This window comes from Microbacterium sp. P03 (assembly GCF_043556235.1).
In the GTDB taxonomy this organism is placed as follows: Bacteria; Actinomycetota; Actinomycetes; order Actinomycetales; family Microbacteriaceae; genus Microbacterium.
The window spans coordinates 233,015-251,194 of sequence record NZ_JBIGIM010000001.1 but is presented as its reverse complement, the minus strand read 5'-3'; the positions used below and the strand labels follow the sequence as shown (position 1 = coordinate 251,194).

The 18,180-nt window shown below is 68.0% G+C and carries 16 protein-coding genes; 6 read left to right on the top strand and 10 right to left on the bottom strand.

The window, feature by feature from the left end; translation table 11 throughout:
* Window positions 1–20: 20 nt before the first annotated feature.
* Window positions 21–1,511, top strand: a complete 1,491-nt coding sequence (locus ACFXOO_RS01070) for a dihydrolipoyl dehydrogenase family protein (RefSeq protein ID WP_394562545.1) — start codon at window positions 21–23, stop codon at window positions 1,509–1,511.
* A gap of 25 nt (window positions 1,512–1,536) precedes the next feature.
* Here the strand turns inward: ACFXOO_RS01070 and ACFXOO_RS01065 are convergent, their stop codons facing one another.
* Both ACFXOO_RS01065 and ACFXOO_RS01060 read right to left on the bottom strand, forming a co-directional pair.
* Window positions 1,537–2,178 (bottom strand): CDP-alcohol phosphatidyltransferase family protein, encoded by a 642-nt coding sequence (locus tag ACFXOO_RS01065; RefSeq protein ID WP_394562543.1) that lies wholly within the window; start codon window positions 2,176–2,178, stop codon window positions 1,537–1,539.
* Window positions 2,171–2,887, bottom strand: coding sequence for a TVP38/TMEM64 family protein (locus tag ACFXOO_RS01060; protein WP_394562541.1), 717 nt, complete (start codon window positions 2,885–2,887; stop codon window positions 2,171–2,173). Before ACFXOO_RS01060 ends, ACFXOO_RS01065 begins: the two co-directional genes overlap by 8 nt.
* A gap of 120 nt (window positions 2,888–3,007) precedes the next feature.
* Between ACFXOO_RS01060 and ACFXOO_RS01055 the strand changes: the two genes are divergently transcribed.
* Genes ACFXOO_RS01055 through ACFXOO_RS01040 form a run of 4 tightly spaced genes read left to right on the top strand, consistent with a single transcriptional unit; the run spans window position 3,008 to window position 7,015 of the window.
* Complete coding sequence (locus tag ACFXOO_RS01055) at window positions 3,008–4,210, top strand: ABC transporter substrate-binding protein (protein ID WP_394562539.1); 1,203 nt, start codon at window positions 3,008–3,010, stop codon at window positions 4,208–4,210.
* On the top strand, window positions 4,207–5,082 hold the full coding sequence (locus ACFXOO_RS01050) for an ABC transporter permease (RefSeq protein ID WP_378852219.1): 876 nt from the start codon (window positions 4,207–4,209) through the stop codon (window positions 5,080–5,082). Before ACFXOO_RS01055 ends, ACFXOO_RS01050 begins: the two co-directional genes overlap by 4 nt.
* Complete coding sequence (locus tag ACFXOO_RS01045) at window positions 5,079–5,969, top strand: ABC transporter permease (RefSeq protein WP_394562537.1); 891 nt, start codon at window positions 5,079–5,081, stop codon at window positions 5,967–5,969. Before ACFXOO_RS01050 ends, ACFXOO_RS01045 begins: the two co-directional genes overlap by 4 nt.
* Window positions 5,966–7,015 carry an ABC transporter ATP-binding protein gene (locus ACFXOO_RS01040; RefSeq protein WP_394562535.1) on the top strand — a complete coding sequence of 350 codons (1,050 nt, stop codon included), beginning with the start codon at window positions 5,966–5,968 and terminating at the stop codon, window positions 7,013–7,015. The genes ACFXOO_RS01045 and ACFXOO_RS01040 overlap by 4 nt, the downstream gene beginning before the upstream one ends.
* Window positions 7,016–7,096: 81 nt before the next feature.
* On the opposite strand, the gene ACFXOO_RS01035 is transcribed toward ACFXOO_RS01040, so the two are convergent.
* The 3 genes from ACFXOO_RS01035 to ACFXOO_RS01025 all read right to left on the bottom strand — a co-directional run bounded on the left by ACFXOO_RS01035 (window position 7,097) and on the right by ACFXOO_RS01025 (window position 14,330).
* Window positions 7,097–8,470 carry a hypothetical protein gene (locus ACFXOO_RS01035; protein ID WP_394562533.1) on the bottom strand — a complete coding sequence of 458 codons (1,374 nt, stop codon included), beginning with the start codon at window positions 8,468–8,470 and terminating at the stop codon, window positions 7,097–7,099.
* 266 nt (window positions 8,471–8,736) lie between these two features.
* On the bottom strand, window positions 8,737–10,047 hold the full coding sequence (locus ACFXOO_RS01030) for an MFS transporter (protein ID WP_378836869.1): 1,311 nt from the start codon (window positions 10,045–10,047) through the stop codon (window positions 8,737–8,739).
* A 104-nt stretch (window positions 10,048–10,151) separates the two neighbouring features.
* A complete protein-coding gene (locus ACFXOO_RS01025) occupies window positions 10,152–14,330 on the bottom strand; it encodes a BTAD domain-containing putative transcriptional regulator (RefSeq protein WP_394562531.1) in 4,179 nt (1,392 codons plus the stop codon).
* Window positions 14,331–14,442: 112 nt separating this feature from the next.
* Here ACFXOO_RS01025 and ACFXOO_RS01020 point away from each other — a divergent pair, with 112 nt between their 5' ends.
* A complete protein-coding gene (locus ACFXOO_RS01020; RefSeq protein WP_378836865.1) occupies window positions 14,443–15,237 on the top strand; it encodes a hypothetical protein in 795 nt (264 codons plus the stop codon).
* Window positions 15,238–15,286: 49 nt separating this feature from the next.
* Here the strand turns inward: ACFXOO_RS01020 and ACFXOO_RS01015 are convergent, their stop codons facing one another.
* From ACFXOO_RS01015 to ACFXOO_RS00995, 5 genes are all read right to left on the bottom strand, one after another.
* The gene (locus ACFXOO_RS01015; protein ID WP_394562529.1) at window positions 15,287–15,505 is read right to left on the bottom strand and encodes a hypothetical protein; all 219 of its coding nucleotides are present in this window, start codon (window positions 15,503–15,505) and stop codon (window positions 15,287–15,289) included.
* Window positions 15,506–15,697: 192 nt separating this feature from the next.
* Window positions 15,698–15,907, bottom strand: coding sequence for a hypothetical protein (locus ACFXOO_RS01010; protein WP_378836860.1), 210 nt, complete (start codon window positions 15,905–15,907; stop codon window positions 15,698–15,700).
* Between the two features lie 185 nt (window positions 15,908–16,092).
* Window positions 16,093–16,425, bottom strand: coding sequence for a hypothetical protein (locus ACFXOO_RS01005; RefSeq protein ID WP_378836858.1), 333 nt, complete (start codon window positions 16,423–16,425; stop codon window positions 16,093–16,095).
* 55 nt (window positions 16,426–16,480) lie between these two features.
* Window positions 16,481–17,221, bottom strand: coding sequence for a GAF and ANTAR domain-containing protein (locus ACFXOO_RS01000; RefSeq protein WP_394562527.1), 741 nt, complete (start codon window positions 17,219–17,221; stop codon window positions 16,481–16,483).
* A gap of 28 nt (window positions 17,222–17,249) precedes the next feature.
* Window positions 17,250–17,882, bottom strand: a complete 633-nt coding sequence (locus ACFXOO_RS00995) for a GAF and ANTAR domain-containing protein (protein WP_378836853.1) — start codon at window positions 17,880–17,882, stop codon at window positions 17,250–17,252.
* Between the last annotated feature and the right edge of the window lie 298 nt (window positions 17,883–18,180).

The window sequence follows — 18,180 nt, the reverse complement described above, 5'->3', positions numbered from 1 at the left end:
TTCCACTCTAGGCTTCGAGGATGATCCCTTCCCCGAGCAGCTCCGGCTTCACCCTCGACGCCGAAGAAGCGGCAGGTCGCGCATGGGACCTCGTCGTGATCGGAGCGGGAAGCGCCGGGCTCGTCGGGTCCCGCACGGCAGCGGCACTGGGCGCGAGTGTGCTGCTGATCGAGGCAGGACGCTTCGGCGGCGAGTGTCTGCACACCGGATGCGTGCCCTCGAAAGCGCTCATCGCGGCGGCCGCAACCGCCCACGCCGCCCGGCAGGGGTCGGCCTTCGGCGTGCGAACCCAGGGCATCGACGTGGACTTCCCGGGTGTCATGCGGCACGTGCGCACGGCGATCCATCGCATCGAACCGGTCGACTCGCCCGAGTCGCTCGCCCGAGACGGCGTCCATGCTCTCGTGGGTCGAGCCCGGTTCGACGGTCCGCGCTCTCTTCTCGTGAACGGGCAGCGGATCGAGTTCCGCGATGCGCTTCTCGCTTCGGGGAGCACGCCTGTGCGCAGCGACGCCGACGGCTCGGCATCCATCGACATGCTCACGAACGAGACCTTCTGGGATCTGGAGGAGCTGCCGCCGCGATTGCTCATCCAGGGAGGGGGCGCGATCGGATGCGAGATCGCGCAGGCGATGGCACGCCTGGGGAGCGCCGTCACCCTCGTGCACCGTGGTGAACGACTGCTGCCGAAAGAAGACCCGGATGCCGCCCGAGTGGTCGTGGCAGCCCTGCAGGCCGACGGCGTCGACGTCCACCTCAGCGCCACCGTGTCGTCCTTCACCTCCGACGCGACCCCCGCGGCCTCGTCCCACTCGGGCACGGCGCTGCTCAGCGACGGCTCGGTCATCGCCTTCGACCGTGCGCTCGTGGCGCTCGGGCGTAGCGCGAGAACGGAGGGGCTGGGACTGGATGCGGCAGGCGTGCAGCTCGACGAGCGCGGCGACGTGGTCGTCGACGATGCATTGCGGACGTCGAACCCACGGATCCGAGCCGCCGGGGATGTGACGCCGTTGCCCCGATTCACCCACACCGCGGGGATGTTCGCCAGCGTCGCCGCGACGAACGCCGTGCTCGGACTGTCGCGCAAGGCCGACCTGGAGGTCGTACCCCGGGTGACGTTCACCTCACCGGAGGTCGGCGCGGTCGGCGTCGCACCGGCTGACGCCGACCGGCGGAAGATGCGGGTGCTCGTGCAGCAGCACGCCCACGTCGACCGTGCGATCGCCGACGGGCATACCGATGGCTTCACGAAGGTGGTCGTCGATGGTCGCGGACGGGTGCGAGGCGCCGTGATCGTCGGTCCGAGGGCGGGCGAGTCGCTCGCGGAGTTCACCACCGCGACGCGTCTTCGGACGCCGGTGCGCACCCTCGCCACGACGATCCACGCTTACCCGACGTACTCGGACGCGGGATGGAACGCTGTCGTGAAAGATGCGCAGCACGCGCTGACCACGGGCATCGTGCGTCTCGGCGTCCGCGGGCTCTCTGCGGCACGCCGTCGGCGCGGCTAGGTCGTCGACCCGCACCGTCCGCGGATCAGCGGAGGCGCAGGTACCCCGCAACGATGCGCTGAACGGCGCTCACCGCGACGAAGGCAGACCACACGAGAGCGATCTGCCACGCCCAGAAGGGCAGGATCAGCCAGAGGGCGTGCACCACGATCGTCTCGGTCCCCTCGGCGAGGCGACCGAGGAAGGACAGCGAGCGCCCGTCGTCGATCGTGCGTCCTGTCCTCTCGGCGATCGACGAGAACGCCAGAAACGCCGTTCCATTGACGTAGTACGCGAACAGGACCAGCAGGAACGGCCACCACGGCCCGTCGAACTGCGCGGTCGCCCCGATCGCGATCCCGACCACCGATGCTCCGTAGACGACGAAGTCGGCCGTGATGTCAAGGAATCCTCCCGCCTCCGAGGGCGGGGATGGCGCGCCCTGAAGCTGTGCACGTCCGCGCCGGCGCCGCGCGAGCGTGCCGTCGAGACCGTCCAGAACCCGGGAGATGAGCCAGAGCGCGAGCGCCACCGCCCACAGCTGCAGCGCCGCCGTCGTCGCCGACGCGACGCCGAGCACGAGCCCTGCGATCGTCAGACCGTCGGGGGTGACGCCCGGGCGGTCGATCGCCGCCGCCGCCGCCCCGAGAGGTCGCGCGAGGAATGATCGAAGGGCCCGGTCAAGCATCGTCGGCCTCCACGGAAGCAGCATCCGATGAGCTTCCCGCCGCGCGATGTCCGCGACGGCGGACGATGACTCCGGTGATGACTCCGGCCAGCGCGAGCACTCCCAGCACCGAGAGCGCGATCCAGAAGGGCGGTCCGAACTCGACGCCGAACGCGCCGAGGGCGACGTAGGCGACAGACCCGGGGATGATGCCCAAAGCCGTCCCGACCGCGTAATCTCGCGGGCGCACTGCCGTCAGCCCGGCACCGTAGTTGATGAGGGTGAAGGGGATGATCGGCACCAGCCGAGCTCCCAGCACCGCGAGAAAGCCGCGATTCGCGAGGGCGGCATCCAGACGCGCGACCCGCGCACCCGTCAGCCGCTCCACGGCTTCGCGCCCCGCCCACCGCCCGATCACGAAGGAAGCGGCCGCGCCCAGCAGCGCACCGACGTACACCATCCCCAGCGCCGGCCAGAAGCCCCAGACCAGACCTGCAGCGATGGTGAGCACGTTCTTCGGAGCGGGCGTCAGTGTCAGCGCTGCATAGCCGAGGACGAAGACGACCTGCGCGCCCGGCCCCAGACCCTCGACCCACTCCCGTATCTCGTTCAGGTCGGTGGGGACGAGAAGAAGTCCGACCACGGCCGCAAGCGCCACGAAGAGTACGAAGAAGGCCAGCCTGATCCAGGCCCATCGCACGGAGGAGACGTCACGGAACACGCGCACCATCAGCGTTCACGCATCCTCTCCGACATCCCATACCCTAGTCCGACGTGACACCGCCGGTCGCCGTCCTGAATAGAGGAAGCAATGCCCCGATCTGGACCTCGATCCCGCTGCGCCTCCGTTGTGGCAGTCGGCGTTTCGCTCCTCACCCTCGCCGGGTGCGCGGCGCCGGAGACCAGCTCCGCCACTACCTACGACGACTGGGAGAGCGTGCTGGCCGATGCCGAAGGGCAGACGGTTCAGCTGTGGATGTACGGCGGCGATAACCAAGGCAACGCGTACGTCGACGACATCCTCGCCCCCGCCGTCGCCGAGTACGGCGTCACTCTGGAGCGGGTTCCCGTGACCGACACCAGGGACGCACTGAATCGCGTGTTCACCGAGCTGCAGGCGGGCCGCTCCGATGGAACAGTCGACCTCATCTGGGTCAACGGAGACAACTTCCGCACCGGAAAGGAAGCCGACGCGTGGCTGTGCGGGTGGACGGACCTGATGCCTTCGACCCTCGGCACCGACCCCGACGACCCGCTGCTCACGTCGGACTTCGGCACGCCCGTCGATGGATGCGAGGCCCCCTGGCATAAGGCGCAATTCACGCTCGCGTACAACGCCGAGGCCATTCCCGATCCGCCGACCACTCTCGAAGGAGTGCTCGAATGGGCGGAGGCCCACCCGGGCCGGTTCACATATCCGGCCCCGCCCGACTTCACCGGCTCGGTCTTCCTGCGCGAGGTGCTCGCGAGTGTGTCCGGCGGCGCTGACAACGTCCCCGCCGCGTACTCCGACGAGGCATTCAGCGAGCTCGCACCCCGGCTGTACGAACGACTGGGCACTCTCGCTCCCAGCCTGTGGCGCGGGGGTGACACCTACCCCGCGAACGAGGCGGAACTCGGGCAGTTGTTCGCCGACCGTCAGATCGACATCACCATGACCTACGGGCCGGCGACGTTGACCGACCTCGTCGCTGACGGCACCTACCCCCCGGCGACCACGGTGCTCACGCTCGAGGACGGGACCGTCGGAAACGCGAGCTTCCTCGGCCTGCCCGCCAACTCCGACTCCATCGCCGGTGCGATGGTCGTCGCGAACACGGCACTCTCCGTGGATCAGCAGGTCGCGAAAGCCCAGCCGGATGTCTGGGGTCAGTTCACCGTCCTCGACATCGACGGATTGCCGGAATCCGATCGCGCGCAGTTCGACGATCTGCCCGACTCCCCCGTCGTCCCGGGCTATGACGTCCTGTCCCGCAATGCCCACGGCGAGCTCGCCGCCGAGTGGGTGCCCGCACTGGACGAAGGCTGGCGCGCCGGCGTCCTCGATCGATGAGCTTCGCGCCCGTCGAGCGGCGCGGTGGCACCACCGCCGAGCGACTGCGCGGAGCGATGCTCGTGCTCCCGGCGGTGCTCGTGACGCTGTTCGTGGTGGCCGGCGGGGTCATCGCGACGATGCTGCAGGCCTTCGGCCTGATGCCCATCGCGGGACCTGTGGCACCGAGCCTCGATGCATTCCTCGCGCATCCTCGTGACCTCGGTGCCGCCATCGTCGTGTCGGTAGCCATCGCGACCGTTTCCACATCCATCGCCGTCGTGGTCGGAACCGCGGCGGCTGTCGTCATCGTCTCGAGTCGGGCGGGGAGTCGCCTCGTCGCCGCTCTGGGTGCGACGACGGTCACCGTGCCGCACCTCGTCGGCGCCGCGACGATCGGCCTCCTGCTCTCTGACGCCGGGGTTCTCCCGCGGCTGCTCGGCATCGCTCCCGAAGCATGGCCGGCCTGGGTGGGTGGGCCCCTCTGGGGTGCGGTCATCGCCGAATTCGCGTGGAAGGAGTCCGCCTTCGTCGCCCTCGTCGTGACGGGTACGCTCGCCACGCGTGTCGCGACGTATGACGAAACGGCCGCGCTGCTGGGCGCGGGTCGGTGGCGTCGCTTCCGTCACGTGCTGCTTCCCCTGACCACGCCGTCCATCGTGATCTGCGCAGCCCTCAGCTTCGTCTACGCCCTCGGGTCGTACGAGGTCTCCTGGCTGCTCGGGCGCACCTACCCCGAGCCGCTGCCGGTTCTCGCGGTGCGGCTGTTCCAGGGCGTGTCGCTGGCGTCTCGGCCGGAGGCGGCGGCGGTCGCGATCATCACCAGCGCGATCGCCCTGGTCTTCGTCGCGTGCACGTTCATGGCCTTGCGCCGTACGGCGGTCTGGCGGTGACCGGTGCGAATGCGAGCACGCTCACCTCACCTCGGGGCCCTGGACGGATCATCCGCCTCGCGGCGACGACCGCCCTCGTCGTGTGGTTCGCACTCCCGTTCCTCCCTCTGGCGATGTGGTCCTTCGCCGACGCATGGTCCTACCCGTCGCCGGTGCCGACCATGTGGGGTGTGGCGGGATTGCAGGATGCCGCCGGGTTCGGCGCGCTGCCCGCGTTCGGCCGCTCCGTTCTCCTCGGTCTGGTGGTCGCGGCCATTGCGACGCCACTGGGTGCGCTCGCTGCCCGCGCGCTCACCTTCGGCGCCGTGCCGTTCCCTCGCACGGTGTCGGCGCTGCTCCTCGCGCCGATCGCGCTCCCGCCGTTCGCGGCGGTGCTGGGCGTGAATGTCGTCCTCCTGCGCGTGCATGTCCCCTCCATCGCGGGGGTGGTTCTCGTGCTGGTGGTGATGGCCCTGCCCTACACCGCGTTCGTCCTGCGCGCCGCGTACGGCTCCTACGACCTGTCGTTCGAGGAGGAGGCTCGACTGCTCGGCGCGGGCCGCGCTCAGGTGATGCGCCGCGTGCACCTTCCGATGATCGCGCCGGCATTGGCGCGGGCGGCATTCCTGGCATTCCTCGTTGCCTGGAGCGACTACATCGTCACCCTGATCGTGGGCGGCGGCGAACTCGTCACTCTTCCGCTGGTCGTGGCAGGCGCAGCAGCAGGGCTGGGCAACGATTCGGCCGTCGCGGTGATGTCACTCGCAGCGACCGTGCCTCCCGTCGTACTGCTGGTCGCAGTGCTGGGGCTCCGCGGGCCGCGCCCGTCGCGCACGCGGCGAGCGCGCTCCGGCGTTCCGATCGTCGAGTCCTCTGCCGGACGCGCGCGCGGAGGAATCGCCGCATGAGCGCCGACCTCGTCCTCCAGGGCATCGACAAGACGTTCGCCGACACAGGTGCGCCGGTGCTCCGGGACTTCTCCCTCACTGTCGCTGCCGGCACCTGCACGGCCATCCTCGGCCCGAGCGGATCGGGCAAGAGCACGCTGTTGCGCGTCATCGCCGGACTCGAGACAGCGGACGCAGGGACCGTCCGGATCGGGGGTCACGACATGGTCGCCGTCGCCGCCGAGCGCAGACGCGTCGGCATGGTCTTCCAGCGGTCCCTCCTCTTCCCGCATCTCTCGGTTCTGGACAACATCGCCTTCTCGGGCAGGGTCTCGGGCGTGGGACGGGCCGCAGCCCGCGCCCGTGCCGCGGAATATCTGGCGATGGTGCAGCTCGACGGGTTCGGCAACCGTCGGGTGCACGAGCTGTCCGGAGGCCAGGAGCAGCGCGTCGCGATCGCGCGTGCGCTGGCCGCCGAGCCTGCGGTGCTGCTGCTCGACGAACCCTTCAGCGCCCTTGACGCTGCGCTCCGCGGCGACATGCACGATCTGCTCGAATCGGTGCGGGCCGTCGCGTCGCCCACGATCGTCCTCGTGACTCATGACCGGGACGAGGCGTCGCGCGTGTCGGATCGAATCGCCCTCATCGAGAACGGTGTCCTCCTCACCGAGGGGACCGTGTCCGAGGCGTACCGCCGGCCGCGCAGCCTGCGCGCGGCGCAGCTGATGGGTGGGCGCAACGAGGTACCGGGCACCGTTCGGGGCGCCGTGCACCACAGCGCTCTGGGCGACGTGCCCTTCGGCTCGGGTGCATGCGAGGGCGCCGGCATCCTCGTCATCCGTCAAGAGGACGTCGTCCTCCATCGCGGCTCGGCAGCGGACGTTCCCGCAGCATCCGTCCCCGGCGTCGTGGAATCTGCACGGGTCTCGGGAGCCCGCATCGAGGTGGGCGTCCGCTGCGGTGAGGTGCTGCTGAGCGCGGAGATCTCGCCGACGCAGCCGTGCGTGGTCGGCGACCGCGTGACCCTGTCGCTGCCCGCCGACGCCGTGCACGTCGTATCGATCTGAGAACCGGACACCCGAGCGCGGCCGACGTGCCACGGGCGTCGTGTGGTGTGACGCCCCCGGGCTGCGCGCGCGTCCCCCGGTTCAGGTGGCGCGCGCGGGGCCGGTCTGGCGCACAGGGCTCAGACCCGAGGGGCGCGCGACCACCTGGGCGGCAGCCCCGTCTCTCAGCGACGGCAACGGCAGCAGGCGGCGCAGCTCCACATTCTCGATCGGGTCGAGGACGGAGTGCTGCACGCACGCGGGGACGAGGCGCCCGCTCTCGGGGTGCGCCATCGCGTACATGCAGGACCCGAGCCGCTCCTGCGTCTCCTTGAGGAGGGGGTCGGTGGCGACGACGCCCTGCTCCATGAGTTTCCACGCGGGATCGACTTGTGCGGCGTCCATGAAGTTGTGGACGACGAAGGTCTTGAACGAGACCTCCCCCCTCCGCGCCTCGCGCAGCACTCGCGGCAGACCGCCCGCCCGCCGCAGAACGCGGCGGGCGAGACCGACGAGCGGGACGATGTCAGCCGGGTGCGCCGCGAGGGCACGCACGACTTTGACGAACAGGATCCGCCGGGGAATGTCGCCGAAGATCATCCCGCCGAAGTGGTCGAGGAAGCGATCCCGGGCCGCGATGTCCTTCGGCTCCTCCGGGTCCAGGAGCGCGGCGAACCCGCCCCCGACGCGGATGCCGACGGTCGAGCGGTTGCACCGGGGGTCGCCGAACTGCGTCGCCTGCCACGGGAGCTTGTGACCCGCGCCGCGCTCGACTCGCTCCCAGACCGCGTCGATGGTCACCTCGCCGAAATCCTCCCGCCAGCGGCGATCGTCTCCGATGAACGCCGCAGGCTGGAACGACATCATGTCGTACGGCATCTTCAGAACATCACGGGTGACCTGCTCCACCTCGTCGACATTGGACGGCGTGACGGTCATGTTATGTGCGAGGTATCGCTCGACCCCGTGGTCGCGCTTCAGATCGACGAACATCTGCGCGAACTTCTCGCGGAACGGATTGAGCTCGGCCTCGCTCCGTGGCCGGACGGCCCCGCGCCGTCCGCGCATCAGCGAGTCGAAGTGCGCCGCGAACGACACTTTCTGAAAACGTGGCTTCCCGTGCTCGTCCAGGACGAGGTCGCGCAGGTACTCGTCGTCGAAGTCGCCGTGCGTCATCGACATGGGCTCACGGCCGACCGCCCGCATCGCGAGCAGGGCCTGCGCATGGTCTTCGGCGGACAGGAGACTGACCTCGCCGCCGATCAATTGTGCATGCGCGCGCGGCCCCCTCACCTGCCGCAGGTAGTCCATCTGCTTCTTGACGTTCTCGACCGTGTGGTCACCGTCGATCCGCACCTTGTTGGCATCAGCCGAGTGGTAGCAGGGCGAGCACGTCAGGTCGCATTTGGGGAACACGCCGTGTGTTCCCTCGCAACCCACGGCGCAGCGGCCGAGCAGCTGATTCGGAGTCTTCACGTGGTCTGGCAGCTCCGCCCAGCGCAGGTCCAGCGCGCGCCGAGTATCCGGATGAATGGGTCGTGTCTCGAGTTCGAGCCGTCTGAGCGTCGTGGCCAGGTGCATGGCGTCCTTCCGTACCGAGGTGGAGGGCTTCCGGCCCCGCGGCGTTGCAGGCGGTTCGGCGCTCGCGCGCCCGTCGATGGATGACGAGTGCGGATGTCTCTGCATTCTGCCCTACGTCAGCCCGATCGGCGCCGACCTGGCCTGCGGCGGACGATCAAAGGTCACCCGCGCGCGCGGAGACGTCTTTCCACCACGAACATCGTCGCGATCGACACCAGCGCGACTCCTGCCAGCAGGATGGTGAGCAGTGCAAGCCCGTCGAAGAGGAGCCATTCGGCGAACACTCCGCCGAGAACGTTGCCGAGGAGGTATCCCGCGCCCACGACGACGGAGTAGACACCCATGATGAGCCCGCGATTCTCGCGATACTCGGCCGAGATGTCGCTGAGGTGCGTGAGTGCCGCCGGAGTGAAGCCTGCTTCGAGGAACACGCCCACCAGCACGATCGGGAGGGCGATGACGAGGGGCAGCCCGCGGTTCGCCAGCAACAGACCGACGGAGGCGATGATCGCACCGATCACCGTGACGAAGAGGACCGGCACGGTGGGTAGGCGCCCGATGAAGAACGACCAGGCAACGATGCAGACACTGAAAGCGAGCACGTAGACGCCGAGAACGGCTGACAGACCTCCCTCATTGTCGACGAACGCGCCGGGGAACAGTTGGCCGGCGGCGCGCCGATCGCCCGCCAGAACGAAAGTGATCTGTGATGTGACCCACGTCCCGAGGATCGCGTTGACGGCGATCCACGCCGGCAGGAAAGCGAGCAATCGTGGCTGCGCGAGCACCCGAACGCGATCGCGCACCGATGCGGACTCCCTCGAGGTCCGGGTCACGGCCCTGGGACGGACGAAGACGAGCACGAGTACTGATGCGACGATGTAGACCCCGGCCAACGCGACGAACGACCACAGTCCGAGACCGGCATACAGAAGCGGTCCGGCCACGGCGCCGAGCGCGATCCCGCCCGACGAGGACAGCTCGTACAGGCTCGTGACCCGACCGCGTCGCATCCTGTCGCCGTCGCTCGCGTCGGCGAGAAGTCCCAGCGTGGCCGGCGCGGAGATCGCGGCACCGGCCCCGTCGAGCAGTCGCGACGTACCGACGACGACGACGACGAGCGCGATCGAGGGGACGGCGGCGAGCACGGATGCGCCGGGGGCGAGCAGAATGCCGACTGCCGCGAGAAGCGGAGCGGCGACGAGGAAGACCCGCCGTCCGCGGCGGTCGCTGGCCGAGCCTGCTGCCGGGGCGAGGATCAGCTCGGCGAGAAAGCTCAACCCCGACAGGACGCCCAGCAGGAGAGCGCCCACAGGGGCACCGTTGCGGGACAGCTCGACGAAGTACGATCCCAGCGCCAAGGCCCCTGCGGCCGATGCGGTCCGCAGAAGCAGCTGGGCGACGATGACGGCGCCCGCTCCGTGCCCGGCGTCGTCGATCGCCGATGCCGGACCGGCGGGTGCGGGTGTCATGTGTACAGACTGGCCGACGGTGGGCATGATCCGCTCATCGGCGCGGGTTCAGCGACGTCTACCGGGCACTCCGTCCGGTCAAGCGTCTCCCGCCGAGGGCGGCTTCACGGCCGGTCGGCACAGGCATCGGCGTACGGCTCGTCGGCGAAGTGCGTCGCCCACTCAGCGGATGTGAGCGACCGCCCCGCGATGCGGCACGCGGCCTTCAGCATCGCCGCGGGATCGAGGTCCCACACCAACACCCCGTTCAGCGCATTGGTCACAAGCGTGCTGCCGTCGGGACTGAGGTGAGCGGATTCCCAATCAGGCGATGCGACCACGATGTCCTTTCCCATCTTTGTGAACGTCGGCAGGTCGTAGATCGCCGCGTCGCCGTTCCAAGCTTCGACGAGCAGCGTTCGACCGTCATCCGAGAGTTCGAAGACGTTGGCGGAGTTCTCGGGTTTGGCGAACACCTTCAGCGGTTCCAGATCGAGGTTGTTGAGCGTGAGACTGGAGTAGTTCACGCTGAGGATGTTCGTGTCGGGCAGAGGAATGGACGCTACGTCGCCGGTCAGCCCGCGATCGAGCTCCTCGCCGGTGGTGAGGTCGAAGGACGCCGTGTGCAGCTGCGAGTCCTCCCGGTCCCACCAGGTGATGACGGCACGGTCCATGCCCGGCACCTCGTGAACCATCACCCACCGCCAGTGAAGCTGTTTGCCTTCGAAATCGATGGGCGGCCCGGTGATGTGGCCCGTGCGCGGGTCGTAGGGCACGATCCAGTCGTTCGCGATCGCGAAGGATCGTTCGCCTGCACCCCCGGAGACGGGAACCAGTTGATCCCCTGGCTCATCGAAGTCTCCCGTGATCGGCCAGCCTCCCTCCGCCTGCACGTCGGCGAGGACGGTAGCCGCAAGGTCGGTCGTCCACAGATGCGCGCGCCCTTGGCTGACGACGAAGAGGTCGCCGTCCTGGGTTGGCCCGGCAGCATCCAGAGCGATGTCCCAGCGGGTCAGTTCTCCGTTGCCGGGGCTGGTGATGATGGTGTGCGCGTCGATGAAGTCGCCCGCCGCCTGTTGCCCTTCCGCGACGAGTCGCGTCAGCGGTCCGGTGCCGTCCAGTGGGAACCGAACCAGAGAGGGTGCATCCCGCTGGTTGACCGCGACCACCGAACCGTCGGACAATTCGTCGAGATTCGCCGTCCATCCGCCTTGCGTGTCGAAAGATCGACCTGTGGGGAGCCCGTCACTCAACCGCAGTTCCCAACTGGTGTTGCCGACACACAATGCCGTATCGGGTGAAACCGCCCGAACGCGTGAGCACGGTCTGCTGGGAACGGAACCTTGTTGCCAGACGATTGCTCGCGTGGTGACGTCTACGAGAGCGAGCCCGTCGGGGCCGGCGGCGAGCAGACGTCCGTCACCGGCATCCGCCATCGACGACGTCGCGAGGTCGGCGCGAAGGGGAATGAGGGCGATCGTCGCGTGGGACCGATCGTCGTAGATGCGGATGCCGGCCCGCTCGCCGATCGCGACGTCACCGCCCGGAAGCGCGGCGATGGCGTCCGAAACGAACGGCGCGTTGTCATGGCCCGCGGGCATCGCGGCCGTCTCGGTTTCGAGAGTGACGGCGTCGACCCACACGGGCTCGCCCGAGTATCGATCGAGGAGGGTCAGGCGACTGCCGTCGGGCGCCATGGCCGCGTCCCGCGAGAGTGCGAGTCCGAGCTCATCTGTCGGACGCGTCACCTCACCTGTGCGGAGATCCATCGCGGATACCGTGGCTATGCAGCAGTCACCGGGATAGTCCTCCCACCACGCCGGCGTGATGACGATGGCACGCTCACCGCGGGGGTCGATGAAGATGTTGCGGTCGACCTGTGTCGCGTTGACCGGGAGGGGCGCGTCGAGCGATCGTTCACGCGTTCCTTTCACCGCGTCCCATATCTCCACACGCGGTGTCGCGGTGCCACCCCCGGTCTCGGGGACCGGATCTATCACGACCAGCATCAACGAGGTCCCGGGAACGGCCGTCGCGGAGAGTCGCTCGTCTCCGGCGAAACTGATCTTGGTCGTCGGCAGCGTCGGCGCCCCCAGCACGTCCATCAGTGCCGCACGAGCGCGCGGGTCGTCCGGATCCCGGCGATACAGTTCGGCCGCCAGGAGAGCGCCGACATCCCGGTCGGTTTCCACGAGGGAACGCGCGCTCGCCGCGACGGCAGTCGTACGCGCGTCGCGCTCCGCCGCCAGCGCATCACTGCCGCGGACAAGAGCCATTCCGCCCGATACGAGGGCAACGATGAGCGATGCCGCCGCTCCGCCGAGCGCCCATTGCAAAGAGCGAACACGCCGACGGTCACGAGCAGCTCGATCGGTGAGGACACGCATCGCATCTTGTTCTCGAGCCGAACCGGCATCCAGGAAATCCCGTTCCGTGGCTGTCAGGTCGGGACGAGCGGATTGCTGCCACGCGAGATAGGCGTGCAGCCGCGCGCCCCGGGCGACCTCATCGTCCGACCGCGCACTCTCCACCCATCGTGCAGTGGACGCCTGGAGATCTCGAAGCATCCGGTCGCCGTCTGCGTTGTCCTGCAACCAGCGATCCAGACGCGGCCACGCTTGTGCGATCGCCTCATGAGTGAGTGTGATCGTCGAGCCGTCGACCGACAGCAGCCGCGCCGAGACCAGCAGATCGATGATCTCGCGGCGTCGCGGATCTTCGACCAGCGGACCGATCTCGGCGTCACGGCGGACGGATGCGCCTTCGACTGTTCGCTCGACGAGCCTGAGCAGCACGGACTGGCAGATCGACCTGTCGGTGGCGGGCAGCTCGGTGTAGAGATCTTCAGCCGACTGTGCGATCGCGCCGGCGATACCGCCTGCGGCCTCGTACCCCGCGACCGTGAGTGTGTTGCCCTCGCGCCGGGCCCACGTCTCCGAAAGTGCATGAGACAGATACGGAAGCGACGTGGCCAGACTTCCGCCGTCTCGAAGCATGAGCTCGGTCAGCCCAGGCTCGACGCGGAGCCCCGCCCGTTCCGCCGGCAGTTCCACGGCTCGCCGAAAGTCGCTGTTGGTCAGCGGGCCCACAGCGAACACGTTACGTCCGATCCCTCCGCCGATATGGGGCAGCGCGGTCGCCCTGTCGAGGAAGTCGGAGCGGACTGTGACGATGAGTGTCGCGCGGCGGTCACTGACCGTCTGCAACGCTGCGCAGAACGCGTCGACGAAGAGCTTCTCCTCCCGCCACAGCTCCTCGAACTGGTCGATCACGAGCACGTCGGCGAGCGCGTCAGTCCGATCCCAGGACCGCAAAGTGGTCAGCGACTCCCGCGAGGGCTGGAGCACGGTGACCGCCCGGTCGTCCCCGACGATCCGAGGCAGTACTCCTGCGCGCACAAGAGATGACTTCCCCGAGCCCGAGGGACCCGCGACTGTGGTGATCTCCCCGGGCGCGAGGCGGTCCACCAGAAGGTCGATCTCACTTTCGCGTCCGAAGAACATGTCGGCGTCGTCGACAGTGAAGGCGCGTAGCCCCGGATACGGACACATCTCGCTCGTCCGGATCTGCGACGCAGGGGCGGCGATGTCAGGCGAGTGGCGGAGAATCGCCGCCTCGAGTTCGCGATGACGACTGCCGGGGTCGATGCCGAGCTCCGCCCGCAGGCGGTCTCGTCCCGCACGCAGCACCGCCAGCGCTTCTGCTTGGCGGTCGCTCTGATAATTGGCGAGGGCCAACAACCGCCACCGCTCTTCCCGGAGCGGTTCCCGGCGCACGAGGCGTTGGGCATCGGGAAGAACGTCGGCAGCATGGCCGAGGCGCAATCGCACCACCAGGTGCTCCTCTTCGGCGGTGGCGCGTATCTCGGCCAACCGGTCGGCCTCGATCGAAGCGAGAGCCCAGTCCTCCAGGTCCTCGAACGCCCTCCCGCGCCACAGGGCCAACGCCAGCTCGAACGCATGGGCCGCGCGGTCGTCCTCTCCGCGGATCGCGTGCTCCCGGGCACGATTCACGAGCCGTTCGAATCGCACGGCGTCCACGCTGTCGAGTTCCCACCCGAATGAGTAGCCCGCCGAATCGGTCAAGATCGCGTTGCCGCCCAGAGCTCGGCGGATCCGCGCAACCGACGTCTTCAGCTGCTGATACCACGTCGCCGGCGGCGACTCGCCCCAGCAGGCGTCGGCGAGTTCACCCGGCGACGCGGCGGCGCCCCGCTTGAGAACGAGAGCGCACAACAGTCGACGCTCCTGCGGTCGGAGCGTGACGTCGCCGACCTGGAGCAGCCCGAGCACACCGACTGCCATGGAAGAAGTGTGAATCTCCGCGGTATCCAGGTCAACCGGAGCGCCGACGCCGCGTATCGCACGCGTATCGGTGCGCAATCGGGCGCGTATCGTCCCGCACGAGAGTCGAGGTATGAACAGAACACACCGTCATCGCACCGCCTCTCAGATCATCGTCGCCTCCGCCGTCCTGGCTCTCGCTGCAGGCTGCGCCGCTCCTTCACAGACCACCGCGCCGCCCGCTTCCCGGTCCACGTCCGCCGAGCCGGCAGCGGAAGGATGCCTGAGAGATGATGGCGGTTGCCTCGGCGTGCTGGCGCCGGGAACGTATGCCAGTGAGCAATTCACCATCTCCGGCGAGTCGTCCCCCGGCCAGCTCACGTACACCGTCGCCGACGGATACTGGGCGAACGCGCTCGACCACTCGCCGGCGTACTGGTTCCAACCCGCGGACCCGTATGCCGCCGGCACCGGCGATGACTTCTTGCCGGGCGTTTACGTCTGGGCGGACATCGCCGGGGCGCTCCAAGAATTTCCTGCTTGTCCGGAGGAGGCCGACCCGAGTGCCCCCACCGACGCCGCAGGACTCATCGCCTGGATATCCGCATTGCCGGGTGTCACGACCGCTTCCCTCACGGAAGCCGCGATCGGGGATCTCTCCGTCGCAGGAATCGAACTCGAGCTGGATCCCGACACGGCCCCATCGTGTTCATGGGGCCCGTTCGTGCCTCTCATCGCGGGACGCGCAGGCGCCGAGGACGCGTACATGTGGGGCATCAGTGGCGGAGAGCGGATGCACTTCTATCCCCTCGATCTCGGAGGGGGCCACACCGCCGCCGTCATCATCGACGCTCCCGCCGCGGACTTCGACGCTCTCCTTCCCCACGCTCAGCAGCTGATCGCGACCCTGACCTTCGTCACGCCGTGAACAACCGGCCTGTCCCGGGCACATCGAGGCTCGGCGACATGGCAAGCTGTCACGCGTCGTCCACCCGCACGATCTTTCGCACCGCGCTTGCACTCATGATGAACACCGTCTCGGATTTTCCGGCTTTCTCGTTGGTGAAGTAGAGCACGCCCTCGGAATCGCGGACGGTGTTCGCGCCCGCGAGCTCGAACGGGCAGCAACTGTCATCGTTGATGATGTAGCTCGCCATTTCTGCATCCTCCCGGCGGAAACCGCCCGCATACTGCACGTGCCCCCTCGATCACAAGGGGGTTGTGCAATATCGACGCTACAGACATACCGTCAAAACATCTGTCCCCATTTCGGCGGACACCATCCGGCGTATGCCATGTCTCCGCCTCGCGCGTCATTACGCCACGCGAGGGAGATGGCTCGTCCGAATCCCGCCCACAGGGTCACCGTCAGACATCCGGCAACGCTGTCAGTCCGTTCGATGCGGCCCGTCGCGCAGTGCCTGACGGATCCTCCAGATCGGAAAGCCGCTGAGTTGCGCGATCAGGTCGACATCGAACCCATGACCGAAGTAGGCCACGCGCACTGCTTGGATGCGCGCGGGGTTGTCGGAGAAGGCAAGCGCGAGTTCCGTGGCGTAGCGCTCCCAGACGCTGATCTCGTACCCCGGTGTCGCCACGCCACCTTCTCCTCTTCTCGGGGGTGAACTCTCAGAAGCCGCCGTACTTCGGCGATGCTACGACACCAGTGTTAACGCGATGAGACGCGCAGATTCCGAGCGCTCGTTTCGGGCGAGAGCCACGACGGATCCAGCGGCGAGGGTCGTGGAGGTGAGCGCCATCCCCGAGGTGGCGACCAATCGGACTAACCGAAGTACAGAAGTCCGAGGGGTACCAGCATCAGGGCACCCAGCACGACGGCGATGAGTGACCACACATAGCGAGACCGACGCCTCACGCCGACGATGATCCCGATCGCGCCCAAGAGCAGTCCCGTCACGCCGCCGATGCCGAGGATCGGGATCGTCACGATGAGGAGCCAGAAGATCGCCTGCATGTCGGGCAACAGCCCGATGAGGAAGATCGCCAAAGACGGCAGCAACGCGATGAGTCCGATGGCTACCGCGACGACGCCCAGCACATCCGAGCGACGCGACGACGCAGAGTCGGGTGTCTCGGAACGGGGCATCCCTGTCATTCGTCGACGGTACCGCAGGGTGATCAGTCTGCGAGCGGACCACCGACCGCGCGGGTTACGCGGTGGACGCGGGAGCGAGTGCCGGAATGATGAGCGTGCGTTCGGCGACGTCTTCGGCGACGATGCTGAGCTTGAGTTGATTGCGGCGTGCGTAGTCGCGGAGGATCGTGAACGAGGTGTGCATGTCAGCGCCGGTCTGCGCGGCGATGACGCCCTTGGCCTGCTCGATGGTGACCCGGCTGTCCAGGGCACGTTGCAGCTGGTCCGTGACGATGGTGCTGTCACGCAGCGAACGCTCCTGGAGGATACCGATGGTGGCAACATCGGCCAGCGCCTGAGCGATCGCGAGATCCGGCTCGCTGAGCTCCCCGGTGGTCACGCTGAAGAGGCCCATCGCGCCGATGGTTTGACCACGCAACCGCAACGGGAATGCGTGCATCGACTGAAATCCGTGTTTGGTCGCCGCGTCACAGAACGCCGGCCACCGATCCTCCTCGGAGATGTCCGCGACCGTCACGCCCTTGCCGGTCTCGAATGCGTCTACGCACGGCCCTTCGCCCGCGTTCAGCTGAATGATCTCCACGAACTCGGCGTCTTCATTGGTGGAGGCGATCAGCTGCAACCACCCATCCGTATCGGCGATCAGCAACCCGCCCGCATCGGAATCGACCAGGACGGTGCACTGTTGCACCAGCGTGTCGAGCAGGTCGACCACGTCGTAGTCATCGACCAACGTGTCGGCAAGCTTCACAAAAGCTTCGCTGAGCCGGGCGTCCCGCGATTTCTTGGCCATCATCTCTTTCCTTCGTCCAGTGTCCTGCGGATCACGCTGTCTCGCTACCTGCCGAGGGCTCGGAGAAGTCCAGGGTCCGTCCGACCACGTCACGAGCCACGTCATCCACGCTCCGTCCGACCACGTACGCATGCCCGCGAAGCCGGGCGAACGCGTCCGTCATCGACGTGTCGAGTTGGACGGACATCATGCCGGTCGCCTGGTGGACGTGCCGGCGCGTGCCCGCCACCAGCTCCGAATCCTGCCGTTCATCGCTCTCCGCATCCGCAACCGCGTACGCCGCCGCCTTTCCTGCGGCAGCCCCGCTGAGAGCAAGTGCGTGGGCGACATCGAGGTCGGAAAGACCACCCGGCGCGAGGCGGTACATGTCGACGACTCCGACGGTCGCCGCGCCGATACGCAACGGGAAGGAGAACAGCGCCCTCGCCTCGGTGTCCACGACGGCGTGTCCGAACATCGGCCACCCTGAGTGATCGGCGGTGTGCACATCGGGCACCAGCACGGGCTTGCCCACGTCCAGCACCCGGAAATGCGGTCCTTCTCCGAGGTCGTATTGAAGCTGCTCGAGACGGGCGGCCAACGGATCGCTGGAAGACACCGTGGAATGGCTGCCTGCGATGGTCACCACGGATACCGACGCTCCATCGACGGGGAGGCGCGTCACGAAACCAGCGTGCAATTCAACCGAACCCGGCTGGTCGACGCCGCCGGTACCGCTCCCCGCTCCGACCATGACCCCCTCGTTTCCCTGTCGGCAGAGGCGGTTACGCCTGGTGCCGGGACGCGGGGGCTGGGCGTCGTGGGCCTGACTCTACCGGCTGGTCGCTGCCTTCCGTGGCCAGACCGTGTAGCCGGTGGCCGTGATGAGCTCGATCGCCGAGACTCCGGCCCTGCCCGCGCTCCGCGGGATCGGTGACGAAGCGCACCACGAGCTCGCCGGGATGTGCGTTCTCCTCTGCGAA